The organism is Bradyrhizobium sp. CCBAU 51627, from assembly GCF_028128765.1.
In the GTDB taxonomy this organism is placed as follows: domain Bacteria; phylum Pseudomonadota; class Alphaproteobacteria; order Rhizobiales; family Xanthobacteraceae; genus Bradyrhizobium.
The window spans coordinates 62,729-80,406 of the sequence record NZ_LBJG01000024.1; the positions used below are offsets into that span (position 1 = coordinate 62,729).

At 64.7% G+C, this 17,678-nt stretch carries 19 protein-coding genes; 11 read left to right on the forward strand and 8 right to left on the reverse strand.

The annotated features are described in order from the left end of the window. Positions 1–189: 189 nt before the first annotated feature. A complete protein-coding gene (locus XH88_RS15280; protein ID WP_271669129.1) occupies positions 190–1,488 on the forward strand; it encodes an MFS transporter in 1,299 nt (432 codons plus the stop codon). 9 nt (positions 1,489–1,497) lie between these two features. Here XH88_RS15280 and XH88_RS15285 read toward each other — a convergent pair whose 3' ends face one another. Continuing rightward, complete coding sequence (locus tag XH88_RS15285) at positions 1,498–2,970, reverse strand: hypothetical protein (protein ID WP_271669130.1); 1,473 nt, start codon at positions 2,968–2,970, stop codon at positions 1,498–1,500. A gap of 434 nt (positions 2,971–3,404) precedes the next feature. On the opposite strand from XH88_RS15285, the gene XH88_RS15290 reads away from it, so the two are divergent. The 3 genes from XH88_RS15290 (at position 3,405) to XH88_RS15300 (ending at position 4,852) form a co-directional block, all read left to right on the forward strand. Continuing rightward, positions 3,405–3,866 carry an Hsp20 family protein gene (locus tag XH88_RS15290; protein WP_271669131.1) on the forward strand — a complete coding sequence of 154 codons (462 nt, stop codon included), beginning with the start codon at positions 3,405–3,407 and terminating at the stop codon, positions 3,864–3,866. Between the two features lie 73 nt (positions 3,867–3,939). After that, positions 3,940–4,431, forward strand: a complete 492-nt coding sequence (locus XH88_RS15295) for an Hsp20/alpha crystallin family protein (protein ID WP_271669132.1) — start codon at positions 3,940–3,942, stop codon at positions 4,429–4,431. 85 nt (positions 4,432–4,516) lie between these two features. After that, positions 4,517–4,852: a hypothetical protein gene (locus XH88_RS15300; RefSeq protein WP_271669133.1), complete on the forward strand. Its 336-nt coding sequence runs from the start codon at positions 4,517–4,519 to the stop codon at positions 4,850–4,852. 310 nt (positions 4,853–5,162) lie between these two features. On the opposite strand, the gene XH88_RS15305 is transcribed toward XH88_RS15300, so the two are convergent. Further along, positions 5,163–5,339: a hypothetical protein gene (locus XH88_RS15305; RefSeq protein ID WP_271669134.1), complete on the reverse strand. Its 177-nt coding sequence runs from the start codon at positions 5,337–5,339 to the stop codon at positions 5,163–5,165. Beyond that, entirely contained in the window at positions 5,336–5,554 is a 219-nt protein-coding gene (locus XH88_RS15310; protein ID WP_271669135.1) for a hypothetical protein, read from the reverse strand. The genes XH88_RS15305 and XH88_RS15310 overlap by 4 nt, the downstream gene beginning before the upstream one ends. A gap of 207 nt (positions 5,555–5,761) precedes the next feature. Between XH88_RS15310 and XH88_RS15315 the strand changes: the two genes are divergently transcribed. Together XH88_RS15315 and XH88_RS15320 are read left to right on the forward strand one after the other, a co-directional pair. Continuing rightward, positions 5,762–6,553 (forward strand): fumarylacetoacetate hydrolase family protein, encoded by a 792-nt coding sequence (locus tag XH88_RS15315; RefSeq protein WP_271669136.1) that lies wholly within the window; start codon positions 5,762–5,764, stop codon positions 6,551–6,553. A 153-nt stretch (positions 6,554–6,706) separates the two neighbouring features. Further along, positions 6,707–7,114, forward strand: a complete 408-nt coding sequence (locus tag XH88_RS15320; RefSeq protein ID WP_271669137.1) for a hypothetical protein — start codon at positions 6,707–6,709, stop codon at positions 7,112–7,114. Positions 7,115–7,151: 37 nt separating this feature from the next. Here the strand turns inward: XH88_RS15320 and XH88_RS15325 are convergent, their stop codons facing one another. From XH88_RS15325 to XH88_RS15340, 4 genes are read right to left on the reverse strand one after another with little or no spacing between them, the layout of a single operon-like run. Then, the gene (locus XH88_RS15325) at positions 7,152–7,892 is read right to left on the reverse strand and encodes an IclR family transcriptional regulator (RefSeq protein ID WP_271669138.1); all 741 of its coding nucleotides are present in this window, start codon (positions 7,890–7,892) and stop codon (positions 7,152–7,154) included. Positions 7,893–7,913: 21 nt separating this feature from the next. Continuing rightward, complete coding sequence (locus XH88_RS15330) at positions 7,914–8,765, reverse strand: HpcH/HpaI aldolase/citrate lyase family protein (RefSeq protein ID WP_271669139.1); 852 nt, start codon at positions 8,763–8,765, stop codon at positions 7,914–7,916. Next, positions 8,765–9,253, reverse strand: coding sequence for a MaoC family dehydratase (locus XH88_RS15335; protein WP_333909257.1), 489 nt, complete (start codon positions 9,251–9,253; stop codon positions 8,765–8,767). The genes XH88_RS15330 and XH88_RS15335 overlap by 1 nt, the downstream gene beginning before the upstream one ends. 9 nt (positions 9,254–9,262) lie before the next feature. Further along, positions 9,263–10,465 carry a CaiB/BaiF CoA transferase family protein gene (locus XH88_RS15340; protein WP_271669140.1) on the reverse strand — a complete coding sequence of 401 codons (1,203 nt, stop codon included), beginning with the start codon at positions 10,463–10,465 and terminating at the stop codon, positions 9,263–9,265. Positions 10,466–10,692: 227 nt separating this feature from the next. Here XH88_RS15340 and XH88_RS15345 point away from each other — a divergent pair, with 227 nt between their 5' ends. From XH88_RS15345 to XH88_RS15365, 5 genes are read left to right on the forward strand one after another with little or no spacing between them, the layout of a single operon-like run. After that, a complete protein-coding gene (locus XH88_RS15345; protein ID WP_271669141.1) occupies positions 10,693–11,718 on the forward strand; it encodes a TRAP transporter substrate-binding protein in 1,026 nt (341 codons plus the stop codon). A gap of 23 nt (positions 11,719–11,741) precedes the next feature. Continuing rightward, positions 11,742–12,296: a TRAP transporter small permease gene (locus XH88_RS15350; RefSeq protein ID WP_271669142.1), complete on the forward strand. Its 555-nt coding sequence runs from the start codon at positions 11,742–11,744 to the stop codon at positions 12,294–12,296. Positions 12,297–12,308: 12 nt separating this feature from the next. Then, positions 12,309–13,598, forward strand: coding sequence for a TRAP transporter large permease (locus XH88_RS15355; RefSeq protein ID WP_271669143.1), 1,290 nt, complete (start codon positions 12,309–12,311; stop codon positions 13,596–13,598). 38 nt (positions 13,599–13,636) lie between these two features. Continuing rightward, on the forward strand, positions 13,637–14,803 hold the full coding sequence (locus XH88_RS15360; RefSeq protein ID WP_271669144.1) for an acyl-CoA dehydrogenase family protein: 1,167 nt from the start codon (positions 13,637–13,639) through the stop codon (positions 14,801–14,803). A gap of 27 nt (positions 14,804–14,830) precedes the next feature. Further along, complete coding sequence (locus tag XH88_RS15365; protein ID WP_271669145.1) at positions 14,831–16,066, forward strand: acetyl-CoA hydrolase/transferase family protein; 1,236 nt, start codon at positions 14,831–14,833, stop codon at positions 16,064–16,066. Here XH88_RS15365 and XH88_RS15370 read toward each other — a convergent pair. Continuing rightward, positions 16,063–17,658 carry an AMP-binding protein gene (locus tag XH88_RS15370; RefSeq protein WP_271669146.1) on the reverse strand — a complete coding sequence of 532 codons (1,596 nt, stop codon included), beginning with the start codon at positions 17,656–17,658 and terminating at the stop codon, positions 16,063–16,065. The genes XH88_RS15365 and XH88_RS15370 overlap by 4 nt on opposite strands. Positions 17,659–17,678 lie beyond the last annotated feature (20 nt).

The window sequence follows — 17,678 nt, forward strand, 5'->3', positions numbered from 1 at the left end:
GAAGCAATCCAGAATGTGTCCGCGGGGACATCTGGATTGCTTCGTCGCAAGAGCTCCTTGCAATGACGGGTGTGGAGAGTGGCGGTGCGAAAATCCCGCATTGTGAGCTCGGCGGAGACGGTACGCGGATAAGTTGCAACCGTCACCGCGATTAGCCATGATGCCCACTGAAATAAGGGGCGGATGGCAATGACTGCAGCAACGGGGGTCTCCGCTGCAGCGGAGAGGTCGACGACGGCGCATGTGGTGTGGGCGAGTGCGCTCGGCACCGCGATCGAGTGGTACGACTTCCTGATCTACGGCACCGCCGCCGCGCTCGTGCTCAACAAGCTGTTCTTCCCGAGCTTCGATCCCTTTGTCGGCACGCTGGCGGCGTTCTCGACCTATGCGGTCGGCTTCGTGGCGCGGCCGATCGGCGGCGCGATCATCGGGCATTATGGCGACCGGCTCGGCCGCAAGACCATGCTGGTCGCGACCATGATCGCGATGGGGCTCGGCACCTTCCTGATCGGCTGCCTGCCCACCTACGGCCAGATCGGCGCGTGGGCGCCGATCCTGCTGGTGATCCTGCGCTTCGTCCAGGGCATCGGTCTCGGCGGCGAATGGAGCGGCGCGGTGGTTATGGTGGTGGAGCATGCCGGCGTCAGGCGCGGCTTCTACGGCAGCCTGGTGCAGATTGGCTTTCCCGTCGGCGTTGCCGCTTCGACCGGCATCTTCGGGCTGATGACGCAATTGCCTGAGGCGGACTTCCTGAGTTGGGGCTGGCGCGTACCGTTCTGGATCAGCATTGTGCTGGTCGGCGTCGGCTTCATCGTGCGCATGAGGCTCGCCGAGACGCCGCACTTCAAGGCCGTGGTCGAGCGCAAGGAAGTCTTGGCGCAGCCGGTCTGGGATATTTTGATCCGCGACTGGCGCAGCTTTCTGCTCGCGATCGGCATCACGGTCTCGGAAGTCGGGCTCGCATATCTCCTCACCGTCTTCATCGTGGTCTATGCCACGACCAAGCTCGGGTTGCCGCGTCAGGTGATCCTGGATGCGGTGGTCTATGCCGCACTCGTCGAACTCGTGACCCTGCCGCTCGCCGGCTGGCTTTCCGACGTCTTTGGCCGCAAGGCGCTCTATCTGGCGGGCGGCGTCTTCTCGGTGGCGCTGGCGTTCCCGCTATTCTGGTTTCTCGATACCAGAGAGCCGGTGCGGATCACGTTGGCGCTGGTCGTCACGATGACGCTGACGCATGCGCTGCTGTTCGGGCCGAAGGCCGCGTTCATGCCGGAGCTGTTCCGCACCCAGGTGCGCTACAGCGGCGCCTCGCTGGGCGCAAATGTCGCAGCCGCCTTGAGCGGCGGCTTCTCGCCGCTGATCGCGGCCGCGCTGTTGGCCTGGGCCGGGACCTACTGGCCGGTGTCGCTCTACATCATCGCGCTGTCGATCATCACCATCATCGCGACTTTGCTGGCGCCGGAGACTGCGCGCGACGGCCTGAAATAGCGGCTTGCGTCAGCGACAGGCTGCGGCGTCCGGCATCACCAGAAAGGTGATGCTCGCCGGCGGTATCCGGAGCAGGCCGGCCGGCACGGTGTGCGCCGCAAGGCGAGGCAGGCCGTCATGGGCGCCCAATTCCAGCGGCTCGCCATTCAGCCGGACGGTCGGACTTTGCAGACGATCGGCCTGCAACACGTAGCGCTCGGCAGGGCCTTCCAGCGTCACGCGGCGCGTTGCGTTCGGCGACGTGCTGATGAGAAGCAGGGAGACGGCGCTCTTTCTCGCAGGATGACAATGCGCGTAGATGTGAAGGCCTGGCATCGAGGCGGTTCCCGCCTCGAGCACGGTCGTGCCCATGAGGCGTCGCCACAGCAGAGCGGCCCAATAGTTCGGCCGCGGACGAAACGACCGCTCGTCGAGCAGTCCGTAATCGCTGGCCGCCAGCGTGTTGTGCATCACCACCTGCACGCCGGATTTCGCAAGACGGCCGAGCTGATCAAGGTAGCGGAATGTATCGAGGAAGGTCGCATCCCAGGGATTGCCGCCGCAGGCTGCATCCGCCGTTTCCGTCAGCCAGATCGGCTTGCCCGGCTCGAACGCGTCGCGCAGCGCTCGGTAGATGGAGAGTGTGACGTCGCCGCGCGCCAGCCAGTCTTCCGACAGGGCCTGCGACGGATGGTCATGCACCCCACAGCGGGGCGAGAGCGTGTCGTAGTGATGATAGGAGAAGCGATCGAGACCCGGTCCCGACGCCGCGAGCAGATCGCGCGTGCGGATGCTGGTGGCGCCCGGAGCTGCCGAGTCGCCGGTCGAGGCCGGGCCGAGGATCAATGTCTCCGGAGAAGAACGCCGGATCCACGCGTGAAAGATCCTGAAGTCACGGCCGTAAGCCTCCGCGTCATATCCGGGCGGCGCGCCGTTGTTCGCTGCAAGCGTCGGCTCGTTCATGAACTCGGCGGCGGCGATGTGGCCGCCGAATGAGCGGGTGGCATCGACTAGGCGCTGCGCCTGGTCCGGCTTCCACGCGCCATTTGCGTCGCGGCTGCCGGGGCTGATCGCAAAGGATGTCACGATCTCCGCATTGGCGGCGCGGGCGAAGTCGACGACACCGCGCCATTGCGCGCGGCTGAGCGCCGTGTTGAAGCCGGCAGGCGGAGCGGCCGGCGCGCTCTCCGTGTCCGCAACATAGGTTGCGTTCGCCCAAGTGCCGCTGATGCGGATGTAGGCCGGCGACAGCGCTGCGGCGAGCTTGCGCAGGCGAGGATTGGCGAGGTCGATCGGAGGCCTGTTGCTGTAGCGATCGCGCTGCATGCGGCCTTGCGCGTAAGGTTTCCAGAATCGTCCGCCCGTCACCTCCACCATCTCGACATTGTAGGACTGGAAGCGCGCGTCGACCGTGCCGACCGCCTTCATGCGCGAGGGCGCGATGGAAATGTCGCCGGCTTGCGCAGCACACGCCGTCAAGGCGGCGAGCAGGATGCTCGTCATCGCGTCTGCTGCCTGACCGGCCCGGCGCGCTCGAGATCGCAGCTTGCTGTGTGCGGGCCGGTGCCTCGTCATGCGTCGCCAGTCAAAATGCATCAGGGCCGACCATGGGCTTGCGCAGATCGAGCATCCTATCTCCATTTTGCTTCCGTCGTGGCCGCGGGGAGCGTTCTGGGCCCCGCGTCGGGCCTCCCGGCAGCCGGCTTTCGCGAGCGCGAAAGGAGACGGTCCGGCGGCCGACGATCGATCGAGACGAAAAAAATCGACAGCCCCTCTTGAAACCGGTTTCCGATTTTCTAAGTCGTTTTTCGCCGCGAGAGCGGTGTGCCGGGCGCCACATCGGGTCCGGCGCGGGCGCCGGGCCGGTCTTCGGACCTCGTCTGATGACCCTGTCTTGCGCTCCTTCGTATCCATCTTGCTCTCAGGAGGACTTGGTTATGAGGACCAGTTTCGACTTTGCGCCCCTGTGGCGTTCCACCATCGGCTTCGATCATTTGGCCGACCTCGTCGACAGCACGTTGCGCCAGGCGACCGAGGACAATTATCCCCCCTACAACATCGAACGTTCCGGTGAAGATCACTACCGGATCAGCCTTGCCGTGGCAGGTTTCAGCCCTGGCGATATCACCGTGACGGCTGAGCAGAATGCGCTCACGATCGAAGGCAAGAAGCCGGAGACCACTGCGCGGGAGTACCTGTACCAGGGCATCGCCGCCCGGCCGTTCCGGCGCGTGTTCAATCTCGCCGATTACGTCCAGGTGAAGCAGGCATCCTTCCAGGACGGTCTGCTGATCATCGACCTCGTCCGCGAGGTTCCGGAAGCGATGAAGCCGCGTCGGATTCCGATCGCGGGTGGCACTCCTGCGGCATCGCAGATCGAGCAGAAGAAAGCAGCCTGAGCGCTCGATCGGTCCAGTGGCGGAACGCGGCGTGCGATGCGCGTCGCGCTCCCGATGCATCAAGGAGAGAAGCATGACTTTTCGTGATCTGATTCCCTGGTCGAGACACCAGGAGCTTGCGCCTGCGCGCGAGAATTTCGATCCCTTCCTGACGCTTCATCGCGAAATGAACCGTCTGTTCGACGACGTCTTCCGCGGCTTCGGCGGGACCAGCCTGTCGCCGCAGATGGAAGGCCGCTTCGGCTGGCCGAGGGTCGAGCTCAGCGAGACCGACAAGACCTTGACCGTCTCGGCCGAGCTTCCCGGCCTCGACGAGAAGGACGTCCAGGTCGAGATCGCCGATGGCGTCCTGACCGTGCGCGGCGAGAAGAAGGCGGAGCGCAACGGGGAAGGCAGATACTTCACCGAGCGCTATTACGGCGCCTTCGAGCGACAGATTCCGCTGGAGGGCGTCGAGGAGGACAAGGCCGAGGCATCGTTCAAGAACGGCGTTCTGACCGTGTCGCTGCCGAAATCCGAGAAGGGGCGCGAAGGCGTCAAGCGCATCGCGATCAACACGCATTAACATGAAGCCGGGCGGCGGCGGCTGGCGCCGCCGTCCTTGTCAACAATCCCGTCCCTTGGAAAGGAGCATGAGGGAGGCACCGTCGATGACCAACGTCAATACCAATGCCGGCACTCTCAATCCGCTGTTTCATCCCGCCGCCAATTACGACTCGCCTGCCGACGTCCTGAAGGCGCAGGAGCTCTCCACGCCGGAGAAGCGCATTATCCTGTCGTCATGGGCGTCCGACATGTATGCGGTGGAATCCTGTCCTGCCCTGCGCGAGATTCCGGGCATGAGCCACACGGTCCGGCTCGTCGATATCCTGTCTGCCCTGCGCCAGCTCGACGGGGATAACGACAATGACGACCCGCCGCGCGGCGGCGGTGTCCCGATGCGGCTGCGGCGGCCATGGGCCGCCGTAGAGGGGCGAAGCGCATGATGCTCACGCAGACCGTTCTCGGACTCGTACTCGGCCAGGTCTCGGCGGCTTGGGCCGTTCCGTTTCTGGCTCTGCAAGGCCTGGCCGCCGCGTCACGCGGCGAGACCTGAGGCCAGAGTTTTCCATTCCGATCCGAGGCGAGGTGGCAGGTGATGGCGATGCGCGGGCGCTCAGCCGGCCTCTGCAAGCAGGGCTATGCCCCAGCCGCCTCGTCCATTAGTCAAGTCAATCGAAGTGAATGAACAGGGAGCGTGCCGCGCGCAGCACGGTGGTCGCTCCCTCAAAAGGCGCGGCATCAGAGCCTTGCCGCTCAGGCCGCCCGGTGATCCAGCCCGTCCTGCAGGTCCCGGATCAACCGGCGTTCGCGTTCGATGCGCTGTCGGTAGAGCTCGCTCTCGTGCTCGTTTTTCGCGCTTGCAAGCAGGAGCTCGTAATGGCCGATGACCTTCTCGCTGCCGCGAATGAGCAGGTCTCGCTGACTGGTCATGGCACAGCTCCCCTCGTATCGATCGGCGCATGGGTGGCAGAGAAGGCAACGGGGAAGGTCGCTGCGGTCAGGCCCTCGAGCGCCGTCCGTTCTTCCGCAAGACGTCTCTCGACGAAGTGGCGCTCCAACTCCGACAGCCTGGTCTTGAGCAGCCGCCGGTAGCGGTGGATGTTGTTGCGGTGCGCACGAATGCGGGCCAGATTCTCATCGAGCATCGTCGTCTCTCCAGACGGTCGCGTTTGATCCTTTGATATTTGAGAGCGAGAAAGCGTGCTTTCCCGGCGAAAAAAATATGCAGCCGGAATCCCGTGTCAAGAGGTTTGCGACGCGTCCCATGATGTCGTGCGCGGGCATTGGCCCGCCCATCGTTTGGCTCTATGACTGTCGTCAAGAGGGGATCGGCGAATGCAGGGAGTGACGCCATGACAAGGACCAGCCGACGGAGCGTGCTCACCGTCGCAGCCGCGATGACCGCGGCGGGTATCGCCGAGGCAACGCCCGCCGCGGCGCAGGCCGGACCGAAGCCGATCTTTCCGGTGCCGATGGTCACGATCCCGATCGTCGGCGAGAGCCAGGTCTTCCAGGTTCGCCGCATCTACTGCATCGGCCGCAACTATGCGGCGCATGCGATCGAGCGCGGCTCGGATCCGAACCGCGAGCCGCCGTTCTTCTTCCAGAAGCCGACCGACGCGATCCAGAACGTCGCGATCGGCGAGGTCGCCGATCATCCCTATCCGTTGCTGACCAAGAACTATCATCACGAGGTCGAGCTGGTCGCCGCGCTGAAATCCGGCGGCACCAACATCCCGGCCGACAAGGCGCTCGACCATGTCTACGGCTACGCCCTCGGCCTCGACATGACCCGGCGCGATCTCCAGAACGGCATGGCGGCGGAGAAGAAGCCCTGGGAGATCGGCAAGAGCTTCGATCACGCCGCGGTGCTCGGCTCGATCCATCCCGCGAGCAAGACCGGCCATTTCGAGAAGGGCGCGATCTCGCTCGCCGTGAACGGCACCGTGCGGCAGAACTCCGATCTCAGCAAGATGATCTGGAGCGTCGCCGAGCAGATCGCAAAGCTGTCGGAAGCGTTCGAGCTCAAGGCCGGCGACATCATCTATTCCGGCACGCCGGAGAATGTCGGCCCGGTGGTGAAGGGCGACGTGCTTCTGTGCAAGCTCGAAGGCCTGCCCGACATGTCGATCAGGATCGTCTAGCTCGCGCCGGCCGGCCTCCGCTGGAGCCGTGATCGGCGGCGGAGGCCCTTGAATTGCCCGAGTTCCATCCGTGATTGCCCCGTCTTCGGCCACGAACAAACCCGCTGTGGCCATATTTGGGTAAGAGTGATCTCCCGGGAGGGAGACGCTTCGATGAACAAGGCTCTGATCATTGCCATCCTGCTAGTGGCTGGCGTGCCGGCAAGCGCCGTTGCGCAGGAGCGCGCTGGTTCTGCGGCGCTGGGCGCCCTGTCCGGGGCCGTCGTGCTCGGTCCGGTCGGTGCCGTCGCGGGCGCAGTGATCGGCTACACCGCCGGACCTACGATCGCCAGGTCATGGGGCCTGGGAGGGTCGCGGTCAGCAAGGCATCGGCAGCCGGCGCGTCGCGAGGCGTCCCCCGTCGCTGCGACCAACGCGCCGCCGCGCACGCGCCAGGCGGTGGAAGCCAACGGTCAGATGCGAGCTGCAAGCAATCCGCCGGTCCAGGCCGCCCCCGCGGTTCAGCCGGCTCAAGCTGCGCCTGCGGAGACCACGATGCCGCCGGTTCAGGGATTCGACTAAGGCGAGGCTCGCCTTCAGCTCTCTCGATTCAACAGATCTACGCTGCCGTCTTCGGCCGCAGCCGATCGACCGTTCGCGCGATCAGCGCCGCGACATCCGCGATCTTGGGGCCGATGCGAAACTCCGGTCCTGCGACAACGACCGAAAGCCTGCGGTCGCCGATCGGCAGCGGGATCGCCGCGCCGGCGAGATCGCGGCTGTAGTCGGCAAAACTCTGGCAGTAGCCGCGCGCGATCGAGTTGCGCAACTCGGTCTCGACGGCTTCGATGCTGATCGGCGTCGACGGGCCGTATTGCTTGAATTCGATCTTGCGATAGACCGAGTCGCGCTCTTCCGGTGAATATTGCAGCAGCAGCGCGCGGCCGCTGGCGGTGGCGTGAATCGGCACGCGGTGGCCGATGGTGGCAAAATAGCGGATCGGCGCCTGGGACTCGACGACGTCGATGAAGACAGCCATCACGCCAGCCGGCGCCACGATGGAGGCCGTCTCGCCGGTCTCGGCGGAAAGATCGGCGATCAGCTGATGCGTCCAGGGCGGCAGCGGCTCGACCTCGGAGATCATCTTTGCCATCGCCAGCCACCGCGGCGTCGGATAGAAGCCGGCGCGCGGTCGCGGTTCGTAGAGATAGCCCTTCTCCGACAGCGTCGCGAGCAGGTTGAAGGTCGAGGAGCGCGGCCAGCCGAAATGATCGGCGATCTCGGCAAGCGTCGCCGGCTTCCTCGTTTGCGCGAAGAATTCCATGATCTCCAGGACGTTGGCGGCTTGGCGAACGATCATGCTGGGGTTTTGCGTCCTGCTCTAGCTCTGGCCGAGGATTTTCTTCGCGGCGCGAAGGTGCGGCTTGTCGATCATCTGGCCGTCGAGCCGCAGCGTGCCGGAATTCGGGTTGGTCGCGAACGCCGCGATCACCTTCTCCGCCCAGATTCGCTCGGCCTCGGTCGGCTCGAACGCCGCGTTGACGATGTCGACGTGCTTGGGATGGATCAGCGCCTTCGCCGAGAACCCGTCGCGCCGGGCCGCGCGCGTTTCCTGTTCGAGTCCCGCGAGATTGTCGATGTCGGTATAGACCGTATCGATCGGCGCCACTTCCGCTGCGGCTGCCGCCATCAGGCAGAGATCACGTGCGAGGCGATAGGGGCTGTGGAACACGCCGCCGCTCGCTTTCTCGGTGGCGCCGAGCGAGGCCGAGAGATCTTCCGCGCCCCACATCAATCCGGCAAGGCGCGGCGAGCAGTTCTTGTAGCTGCCGAGGCCGAAGATCGAGCTGGCGGTTTCGGTGGCAACGCAGACGATGCGCGTCGCGCCGACCGCGATGCCGGCCGCCGCCTCCAGCGCTTCGAGCCAGGTCGCGACCTGCCGCACGTCGTCGCCGCCTTGCGATTTCGGCAGCACGATGCCGTCCGGGCGGCCCGGCATCACCGCGGCGAGATCGGCAAGCGTCATGCCGGTATCGAGCGCATTGACGCGGACATAGAGCTGGTGCGGGCCCGGGCGGCTCTTCAGCATCGCCAGCGTCAGGGTGCGCGCCTCCGGCTTCTTGTCGATGACGACGGAGTCCTCGAGATCGAAGATCAGCGTGTCGGCCTTGCCTTCGCTCGCCTTCTCGAATTTGCGCGGGGAATCGCCCGGCACGAACAGCATCGAACGCATCAGACCGGCCTCTTGTGCATCATCGCCATGCGGCGGCATTTGCCGACGATTTCGTCGTTCTGGTTCAGGGCGTGGTGCTCGAACTCGACGATGCCCGCCCTCGGGCGCGATTTGGATTCCCTCAACGAAAGCACCTTCGTCGTCGCCCGCAAGGTGTCGCCATGGAAGACCGGCTTCGGAAAGGTCACGTCGGTCATGCCGAGATTGGCAACGGTGGTGCCCAGGGTCGTATCATAGACCGTCATGCCGATCATGATGCCGAGGGTGTAAAGGCTGTTGAAAATGCGCTGGCCGAACTCGGTTTTCTCCGCGAAATGCGCATCGATATGCAGCGGCTGCGGGTTGAGCGTCAGCAGGCTGAACATGGTGTTGTCCATTTCCGTGACGGTTCGGGTCAAGGGATGCCTGAACTCCTGGCCCACGGAAAAGTCCTCGAAATAAAGTCCGGCCATCGCGGTTTCCTCCCTGTTGACTTGCGATTTGGCCAGCGCCTGCCTTCAGGGCGGCGCGGCCAGGTGAACAGCCTTTGTCTCGGCGAGCCGTTCGATCTCTTCAGCGGAGTAGCCGGCCTCGCGCAAAATGTCGCGGCCATGCTGGCCGAGCGTTGGCGCCGGACCGGCCGGCTCCGGCTGGGTCAGGCTCCAGGTCGAGGGCACGCGCATCTGGCGGATGCGGCCTTCCACCGGGTGATCCACCGTCCTGAAGAAGTCGATCGCCTTGAGATGTGGGTCGTCCAGCACGGTCTCCAGCGTATGCATCGGCATCACCGGAATGTCGGCACGCTCCAGCAGTTCGCGCCATTCTGCCGTCGTGCGCGTTGCGAAGATGTGGCCGATCTCCTCGTAGATCTCGTCGATATGCCTGGTGCGCGCGGCATGGCTGGCAAAGCGCGGCTGCTCGAGGAAATGCGGCTGCCCGATCGCCTCGAAGAAGCTGCGCCAGTGCTTGTCGTTGTAGATGAGCACGCAGAGATGGCCGTCGCTGGTCTTGTAGGGGCGGCGATAGCGCGAGAGAAGGCGGGCGTAGCCGCCATGATCGAGCGGCGGATCGTAAGTGAGACCGCCGAGATGATCGACCAGCACGAACTCGGTCATCGATTCGAACATCGGCACATCGATGCGCTGGCCCTGGCCGGTGCGCTGCTGGTGCATCAACCCACCCATGATGGCGTTGACCATCATCAGCCCGACAATGCGGTCGGCGATGGTGACGGGGACGTAGCGCGGCGTGCCGTCGCCGGCCGCCGCGAGCAGCGTCGGAATCGTCGCTGCGCCCTGGATCAGGTCGTCATAGGCGGGCTTGGCGGCATATGGTCCCGCCTGGCCGTAGCCGAATCCGCCGACATAGACGAGGGCCGGATTGACCGCGGCGAGCGTCTCATAGTCCAGGCCGAGCCGCGCCATCGCCTGCGGCCGCACATTGTAGACGAGCGCGTTGGCGGTCTTCGCCAGCCGCAACAGCGTGTCGCGCGCCTCGGGCTTTTTGAGATCGAGCACGATGCTGCGCTTGCCGCGATTGGCATTGTGAAACATGCCGCCCATGCCCGGCGTGCGGCCCGGACCGATCTGGCGGACGATGTCGCCCTCGGGGCTTTCGACCTTGATGACATCGGCCCCCATGTCCGCCAGCACCTGAGTGCCGTAAGGGCCCATTAGCACTGAGGTCAGATCGAGAATGATGAAGCCGGCGAGCGGTCCCATGGGGTCCCGTGAATGAATTCATATAGGTGGAGTTAGAGTTCACAAACTGACGGTGTCAATTCGGAAACTCGTCGGCATGGCGCATGACTCTATGCATAATTCATACGCTTGACAGATAAATTCACATATATGTACATTTTCCTCAAGCAAGAAACGGAGCGAGCGGCCGAACGGATTGGCAGCCAGGGGCTGCCGCCTTCGGTATGGGACGCGTCAGGGAGAAAAACATGAAGAAGAATTTGGTCCGGGCCGCAGCCGCGCTCGCTTTGTCGCTACCGGTCTCGGCGCACCAGGCGCAGGCGCTCGAGCTGAAGATCGCCGACAGCTTCCCCGCCGGTCACTATCTCGTCCGACTGATGCTCAAGCCCTGGATGGACGATGTCACCAAGCGCACCAATGGTGCGGTGACCTTCACGTATTATCCGAACCAGCAGATCGGCAAGGCCGCAGACATGCTGCGGCTGACGCAGTCGGGCGTCGTCGACATCGGCTACATCGGGCCGTCCTACGTCTCCGACAAGATGCCGCTGTCGGAGGTCGCACAATTGCCGGGCGCGTTCGCCACCAGCTGCCAGGGTACGCTCGCCTACTGGAAGTCCGCCCGCGACGGCGTGCTGGCCAAGCAGGAATACGCGCCGAACAAGATCAAGCTGCTGATGGCCGTCGTGCTGCCGCCGTATCAGGTGTGGACCGTCAAGTCGAAGGTGGAAACGGTCAAGGACATGCAAGGCCTGAAGCTGCGCACCACGGGCGGCGCGCAGGACCTGACCCTGCGTGCGCTTAATGCCGTGCCGGTGCGGATGGCCGCGCCCGATGCCTATGAATCGCTGTCGCGCGGCACCATGGACGGCCTCCTGTTTCCGCTCGACAGCGTCGTGTCCTACGGTCTCGACAAGCTGGTCAAGCACGCCACCGAAGGCGTCAGCTTCGGCAGCTTCATCGTCGCTTACTCCATCAACCAGTCGGTCTGGGACAAGCTGCCTGACGACATCAAGAGGGCGATGAACGAAGCCTCCGAAGCGATCACGCCGAAAGCTTGTGCCGATGTCGACAAGGAAGGCGAGGCGACCAAGAAGCACATGCAGGACGAGGGCATCAGTTTCGATCCGCTGCCGGAGGCGACCCGCGCCGAGATCAAGGACAAACTGAAGGGCGTCGGCAAGGAATGGGCGAGCGGGCTCGACAGCCGCGGCAAGCAGGCCTCGCCAGCGCTGAAGGAGTTCGAAGATCTGCTTGCCGCCGGCAGCAAGTAATCCGGGAAAGAGGGAGGCACAAAGTGATCGAACGGGCAGGGCAGATGCTCGGTGCGCTTGAGCGCGTGCTGACTGTGATCGCAGTGGTATTCCTGTTCGTGATCATGGTGCTGGTCGTGACCGACGTGTTCATGCGCTACGCGCTGAACAGCCCGTTCTCCTTCACCTATGATCTGATCGGGCTCTATCTGCTCGCCGGCGTGTTCTTCTTCACGCTGTCGGACGCCCTGCGCGAACATGCTCATGTCGGCGTCGATATCCTGTTGTCGCGCTTCTCGCCGACGGGGCGGCGGCTGTCCGAGATCGTCACCGCGCTCGCGGGCCTGTTCGTATTCGTCCTGATCTGCAAGGTCGGCTTCGCGCGCGCGCTGGAGAATTACGAGCAGCACGACGTGCTGTCGGGTGCCATCCCGTGGCCGACCTGGATTTCGGCGGCGCTGGTGCCGTTCGGCTGCAGCGTGCTCGTGCTGCGGCTCGCGCTTCAACTCGTCGGCAATGTGCTGAGCCTCGTCAGCGGACGCGACCTCTATCCGCTGCCGCCGGTGACCGGCGTCGGCGAAGCGCGCGGCTTCGAGTAAGGGCAGACATCCATGACACCCCTTATCGTTCTCGCCCTGCTGTTCGGCCTGCTCGCGCTCGGCACGCCCGTCGGTTTCGCCATGGCGTTTTCCGGCTCGATTGGCCTCGTCATGGTCGGCGGCTTTGCGACGCTGTCAGGCATCCTGGAGACCGCGCCGCTTTCGACGGTCTCGTCTTACGAGCTCATCACCATCCCGATGTTCCTGCTGATGGCGGACCTCGTTCTGCTCTCCGGCGTCGCGGATGATCTGTTCAAGACGGCCTCGGCCTGGGTCGGCCGCGTTCCCGGCGGCCTCGGCATGGCGACCGCGCTGGCCGGCGCCGGCTTCGGCGCGATCTGCGGCACTTCGACGGCGTCGGCCGCGACGCTGTCCTCGACCAGCTTGCCGGCGATGATCCGCCAGGGCTACGAGCCGAAGATGGCGGCGGGCGTCGTCGCGATCTCGGGCACGCTGTCGATGCTGCTGCCGACCAGCGTCGCGCTGGTCATTTTCGGCCTGCTGGCCGAGGTGAACATCGGCAAGCTTCTGATCAGCGGCATCATCCCTGCGATCCTCGTCACCATCACCATCATGGCGACGATCTACTTCCTGGTCTGGCAGGATCCCTCGCGTGCGCCGGCTGCCAAATCGGTGCCGTGGCGGGAGAAATTTGCGCTGCTCTGGCAGGTTTCGCCGATGGTAGTGCTGTTCTCGATCGTGACAGGCACGATCTATCTCGGCGTCGCGACGCCGACGGAAGCTTCCGCCTTCGGTGCGTTCGGTGCCTTTTTGCTGGCGATCGTCAAGGGCAAGATCACCCCAAGCTCGCTCTACAGGACGCTGCTGCGCGCCTGCCACGGCACCTGCATGATCATCATGATCCTCGTCGGCGCCTCGATCTTCGGCTATTTCTTCACGCTCACCCACGTCACGCAGGATCTCGTTGCCTGGATCGGCAGCTTGCAGACCTCGCGCTGGGTGATCATCACGCTGATCCTGTGCGGCTACATCGTGCTCGGCTCCTTCATGGACCAGATCGCGATCCTTGTGCTGACGGTTCCGATCGTGCTGCCACTGATCAAGACCCTCGGCTTCGATCCGATCTGGTTCGGCGTCATCAAGATCGTCACCGCCGAAGTCGGCATGATCACGCCGCCGGTCGGGCTGAACTGCTTCATCGTCGCCCGCTACGCCAAGCGGCCGGTGGCGGAGGTGTTCCACGGCACCTTCCCGCATTTCATCGCGCACCTGATCGCGATCGCGATTCTGGTGGCGTTTCCGTCTATCGTCCTCTGGCTGCCCTCGCAGATGGGGCGCTAAGATCGGAGCTCGCGGCTCCCAAGAAGGAGATCAAGAACATGGACTTCGCGCTCACCGATCAGCAGGAAGCCATTCGCGATGCGATTGCAAAGATCTGCGAAGGCTTTCCCGATGCCTACTGGCTGAAGAAGGACCACGACGGCGGCTTCCCGCACGACTTCCACAAGGCGCTGGCCGATGCGGGCTGGCTCGGCATCTGCGTTCCGGAGGAGTACGGCGGCTCAGGTCTCGGCATCACCGAAGCCGCGATCATGATGCGCACCATCGCCGAATCCGGTGCCGGCATGTCCGGCGCCTCCGCCGTGCACATCAACGTGTTCGGTCTCAACCCCGTCGTCGTGTTCGGTACCGAGGAGCAGCGCAAGCGCATGCTGCCGCCGATGGTCGAGGGCCGCGAGAAAGCCTGCTTCGCCGTGACCGAGCCCAACACCGGCCTCAATACCACCCAGCTCAAGACCCGCGCCGTCGCCAAGAACGACCGCTACATCGTCAACGGCCAGAAGGTGTGGATATCCACCGCGCAGGTCGCGCACAAGATCCTGCTCCTGGCGCGCACCACGCCGCTGGAGGAGGTGCGCTCGCCGACCCATGGCCTCAGCCTGTTCTACACCGATTTCGACCGCAACAGGATCAAGGTCCACGAGATCGAGAAGATGGGCCGCAAGATCGTCGATTCCAACGAGCTGTTCTTCGAGGATTTCGAGATCCCGATCGAGGACCGCATCGGCGAAGAAGGCAAGGGTTTTCAGTACATCCTCGAAGGCATGAACCCCGAGCGCATCCTGATCGCGGCGGAAGCCGTCGGCCTCGGCAAGCTCGCGCTGTCGCGCGCGACCGAATACGCCAAGACGCGCGTGGTGTTCAATCGGCCGATCGGCAAGAATCAAGGCATTCAGCATCCGCTCGCGGTGAACTGGGTCGAGCTCGAGGCTGCGTGGCTGATGGTGATGTCGGCTGCCTGGCAATACGACAAGGGCATGCCTTGCGGCGCTGCGGCCAATGCCGCCAAATATCTGGCGGGCGAGGCCGGCTTCTCGGCATGCGAGCAGGCCGTGATGACCCATGGCGGCTTCGGTTATGCCAAGGAATTCCACGTCGAGCGCTATCTACGCGAGGTGTTGATCCCGCGCATCGCGCCGGTCAGCCCGCAGCTTGCGCTCAGCTTCATTGCGGAAAAGGTGCTGGGGCTCGCGAAGTCTTACTAGCGGCACGGAGCGCTCGGCAAGGATCTCATGAGCCTCGATTTTTCCGGCCTGATCCGCGAGGACGATCTCGTCGTGTGCGGTCAGGCAACGGCCGAGCCGGTCACCTTGACTGAAGCGCTGGTGGGACAGGCGGCGCATCTTCCGCCATTTCGGATGATGGTCGGGCCGATCTTCTCGGAGACGTTCTCCGGATCCTGCGCGCCGAACGTCTCGTTCCAGAGCTATGGCGTGATCGGCCATGTGCGTCGGCTCGCCAGGGTCGGCCGGCTTGACGTGATCCCGAGCAATTACAGCGCGTTTTGCGCCGATGTCGCCTCCCGCCGTCATCGTGCCGATGTCGTGCTGGTTCAGCTTGCGGAGGCCAGCGACGGCCGGCTCAGTGCCAGCCTCTCCAACGACTACGTCATCGATGCCGCGCGCGGCGCCCGTCTCGTGATTGCCGAGATCAATCCGGGTGCGCCCTTTACGTTCGGGGCCGAATGGCCGGACGACCTGCCGATCCATATGCGCGTGGCGGCCCGCCGTCCGCCGGTGGAATTGGCCTCACCGCCGCTTGACGACATATCGCGGCGGATTGCGGCGCATGCCGCGAGCCTGATCTCCGACGGCAGCACGCTTCAGTTCGGCGTCGGCCGTATTCCGGATGCGATTCTCCCCTCGCTCTCGCACCTCCGCAATCTCGGTATTCATTCCGGCCTGATCAACGACGCCGTCGTCGATCTGATCGAGCGCGGCGCGGTCACGAATGCGGAGAAGGGCATCGATGCCGGGATCACCGTCACCAACCAGGTGATCGGTACTCAACGGCTGTATCGTTTCGTGCACGAGAACAAGGCGGTCGTGGTGCGGCCGGCATCTTACACGCATGCCCAAGGCGTGCTCGCGCGGATCAAACGGCTGGTCGCGATCAATTCGGCGCTTCAGGTCGGCCTCGACGGCAGCGTGAATTCCGAGACGTTGAACGGCGTCGCCATCGGTGCGATCGGCGGACAGCTCGATTTCGTGCGCGGAGCCAATGCGTCGGAGGGCGGCCGGGCGATCATCGCGCTGCCCGCGACGGCATCCGATGGGAGCAGCCGGCTCGTCGCCCATGTCGAGACGGTGACGACCCCTCGCGCCGATGTCGATGCGATCGTGACCGAATGGGGCATTGCCGAGCTGCGCGGCTGTGGTCTTGCCGAGCGCGCGCGCCGCTTGATCGCAATCGCAGCGCCCGAGCACCGGGATGTTCTGTCGGCGCAACTCCGCGGCAATCCCGCCTAGCTGGCTGAACCAGACGACGCGGGTTCGGCCGCGATCCGCTCCATCGCGATGGCACGGAGCTTTGCGCGCTGGATCTTGACGCCATTGGCGCTGTCGGTGACCGGGAAGGCATCCACGAAATAGATCCGTGCCGGCACCTTATAGCCGGCGAGCCGCTCGCGCAGACGTGCGGTCAGCGCCTCCTGTTGTGGCGGTTCACCTGCCGGGATGACGAAGGCAACGCAGCGGGCCTGGCCGTTCAGGTCGACCGCAACGACCTGGGCATCGGCAACGCCGGCACAGGATTTGAGCTCGTCCTCGATTTCGCCGGGCGCGACCAGGAAGCCGCCGAGGCGCATGGCATCGCCCGCACGGGTCTCATAGACAAAGGAGCCGTCGCCGCGGAGCCGACCGATATCGCCGGTGCGGAAGAAGCCGTCCGGAGTGATCGCTTCGCGCGTTGCTTCGGCGTTCTTGAAATAGCCGAGGAAGCGCGATGGCGCGCTGATCTCGATCTCGCCGGCGACGCCGGGAGCGGCAAGCTCGCCGGTCTCGGTGTCGCGTGCCCGGACCCTCGCGCCGGGTGACATCGGCCAGCCGCCGCCCTCGATGCGCTCGGCGAGGGCATCGCTGGCACGGCCGATCGAGAACAACGCCTGCACCTCGCTCGAGCCGTAGAGGCCGAACAGCGGCAGGCCGCGCGCTTCGGCTTCCGCAGCCAGTTCGCGCCAGCCGGGCTGGAACGCGGCGAAGCCGCAGACTTCGAGATGAGGGAATGGCCGCGGCGCGTCGGTGAGCGCGAGGATGCGGCGGAACATCTCGTCGGAGCCGAAGGTATGCGTGATCCCATCCTCGCGGAGGATCTTCAGCGCCGGCACCGCCTCGAAGGCATCGAGCACATGGATGGTCGCACCGGCTGCGATGAAGCCGAGCAGGCTCGTCATGCCGAAGGTGCCACAGAATGGCAGCATCGCCAGCAGCGAATGGCGCTGGGGGGAGAGCTGGAGCGCCGTGGCCACGGCGTTGGCGTGGTTCGCAAGCGTTCGCTGCGAATGCGCGACGAGCTTGGGCCCCTTGGTCGTGCCCGACGTAGTGTAGAGCAGGACCGGCAGGTCGATATCGTGCTGGGCAAGGACCGGCGGATAGGGCTTCTCGAACGCATCGAAACGCACGCTAGGCCATTGCGCGGGGATCGCATTCGGGCCGACCACTGCCAGCGTCTGCAGCGCAGGCACCTCGTCTTTCGAGATGTCGGCGAGAATCGCGGCGAAATCGATCGAGCGAAACGCCGCCTCGACCACCAATAGCTTGGCGCCCGACAGTGCCAGGAGGTGCGCGACCTCCGCGCTGCGGTAGCGTGTATTGACGGCGGCAACGATCGCGCCAAGCCGGGCGGCGGCGAACAGCAGCGCGATCCACTCGACGCGGTTGACCAGCCAGACCGCGACCACGTCGCCCTTGCCGATGCCTTGGGCGGCTAGCCAGGCCGTGGTCTGCTCGACCTTCCCAGTAAATTTCGCGCGCGAAACGGGAATGCCATCGAACACGAAGGCCGGCTCGGCAGCGGCCTCCGATCCGATCAGCGATTGCAGTGAAACATCGTCGGCATGCATGGCAACCGGAGTAGCCCGAT

What these genes read in the sequence shown, in the direction of transcription:
- XH88_RS15315 (WP_271669136.1), top strand. Translation starts at nt 5,762, where the DNA reads ATGACAAGGACCAGCCGACGGAGCGTGCTCACCGTCGCAGCCGCGATG.
- XH88_RS15285 (WP_271669130.1), bottom strand. Translation starts at nt 2,970, where the DNA reads ATGACGAGCATCCTGCTCGCCGCCTTGACGGCGTGTGCTGCGCAAGCC.
- XH88_RS15360 (WP_271669144.1), top strand. Translation starts at nt 13,637, where the DNA reads ATGGACTTCGCGCTCACCGATCAGCAGGAAGCCATTCGCGATGCGATT.
- XH88_RS15355 (WP_271669143.1), top strand. Translation starts at nt 12,309, where the DNA reads ATGACACCCCTTATCGTTCTCGCCCTGCTGTTCGGCCTGCTCGCGCTC.
- XH88_RS15280 (WP_271669129.1), top strand. Translation starts at nt 190, where the DNA reads ATGACTGCAGCAACGGGGGTCTCCGCTGCAGCGGAGAGGTCGACGACG.
- XH88_RS15295 (WP_271669132.1), top strand. Translation starts at nt 3,940, where the DNA reads ATGACTTTTCGTGATCTGATTCCCTGGTCGAGACACCAGGAGCTTGCG.
- XH88_RS15330 (WP_271669139.1), bottom strand. Translation starts at nt 8,765, where the DNA reads ATGCGTTCGATGCTGTTCGTGCCGGGCGATTCCCCGCGCAAATTCGAG.
- XH88_RS15345 (WP_271669141.1), top strand. Translation starts at nt 10,693, where the DNA reads ATGAAGAAGAATTTGGTCCGGGCCGCAGCCGCGCTCGCTTTGTCGCTA.
- XH88_RS15300 (WP_271669133.1), top strand. Translation starts at nt 4,517, where the DNA reads ATGACCAACGTCAATACCAATGCCGGCACTCTCAATCCGCTGTTTCAT.
- XH88_RS15305 (WP_271669134.1), bottom strand. Translation starts at nt 5,339, where the DNA reads ATGACCAGTCAGCGAGACCTGCTCATTCGCGGCAGCGAGAAGGTCATC.
- XH88_RS15340 (WP_271669140.1), bottom strand. Translation starts at nt 10,465, where the DNA reads ATGGGACCGCTCGCCGGCTTCATCATTCTCGATCTGACCTCAGTGCTA.
- XH88_RS15320 (WP_271669137.1), top strand. Translation starts at nt 6,707, where the DNA reads ATGAACAAGGCTCTGATCATTGCCATCCTGCTAGTGGCTGGCGTGCCG.
- XH88_RS15370 (WP_271669146.1), bottom strand. Translation starts at nt 17,658, where the DNA reads ATGCATGCCGACGATGTTTCACTGCAATCGCTGATCGGATCGGAGGCC.
- XH88_RS15290 (WP_271669131.1), top strand. Translation starts at nt 3,405, where the DNA reads ATGAGGACCAGTTTCGACTTTGCGCCCCTGTGGCGTTCCACCATCGGC.
- XH88_RS15365 (WP_271669145.1), top strand. Translation starts at nt 14,831, where the DNA reads ATGAGCCTCGATTTTTCCGGCCTGATCCGCGAGGACGATCTCGTCGTG.
- XH88_RS15310 (WP_271669135.1), bottom strand. Translation starts at nt 5,554, where the DNA reads ATGCTCGATGAGAATCTGGCCCGCATTCGTGCGCACCGCAACAACATC.
- XH88_RS15325 (WP_271669138.1), bottom strand. Translation starts at nt 7,892, where the DNA reads ATGATCGTTCGCCAAGCCGCCAACGTCCTGGAGATCATGGAATTCTTC.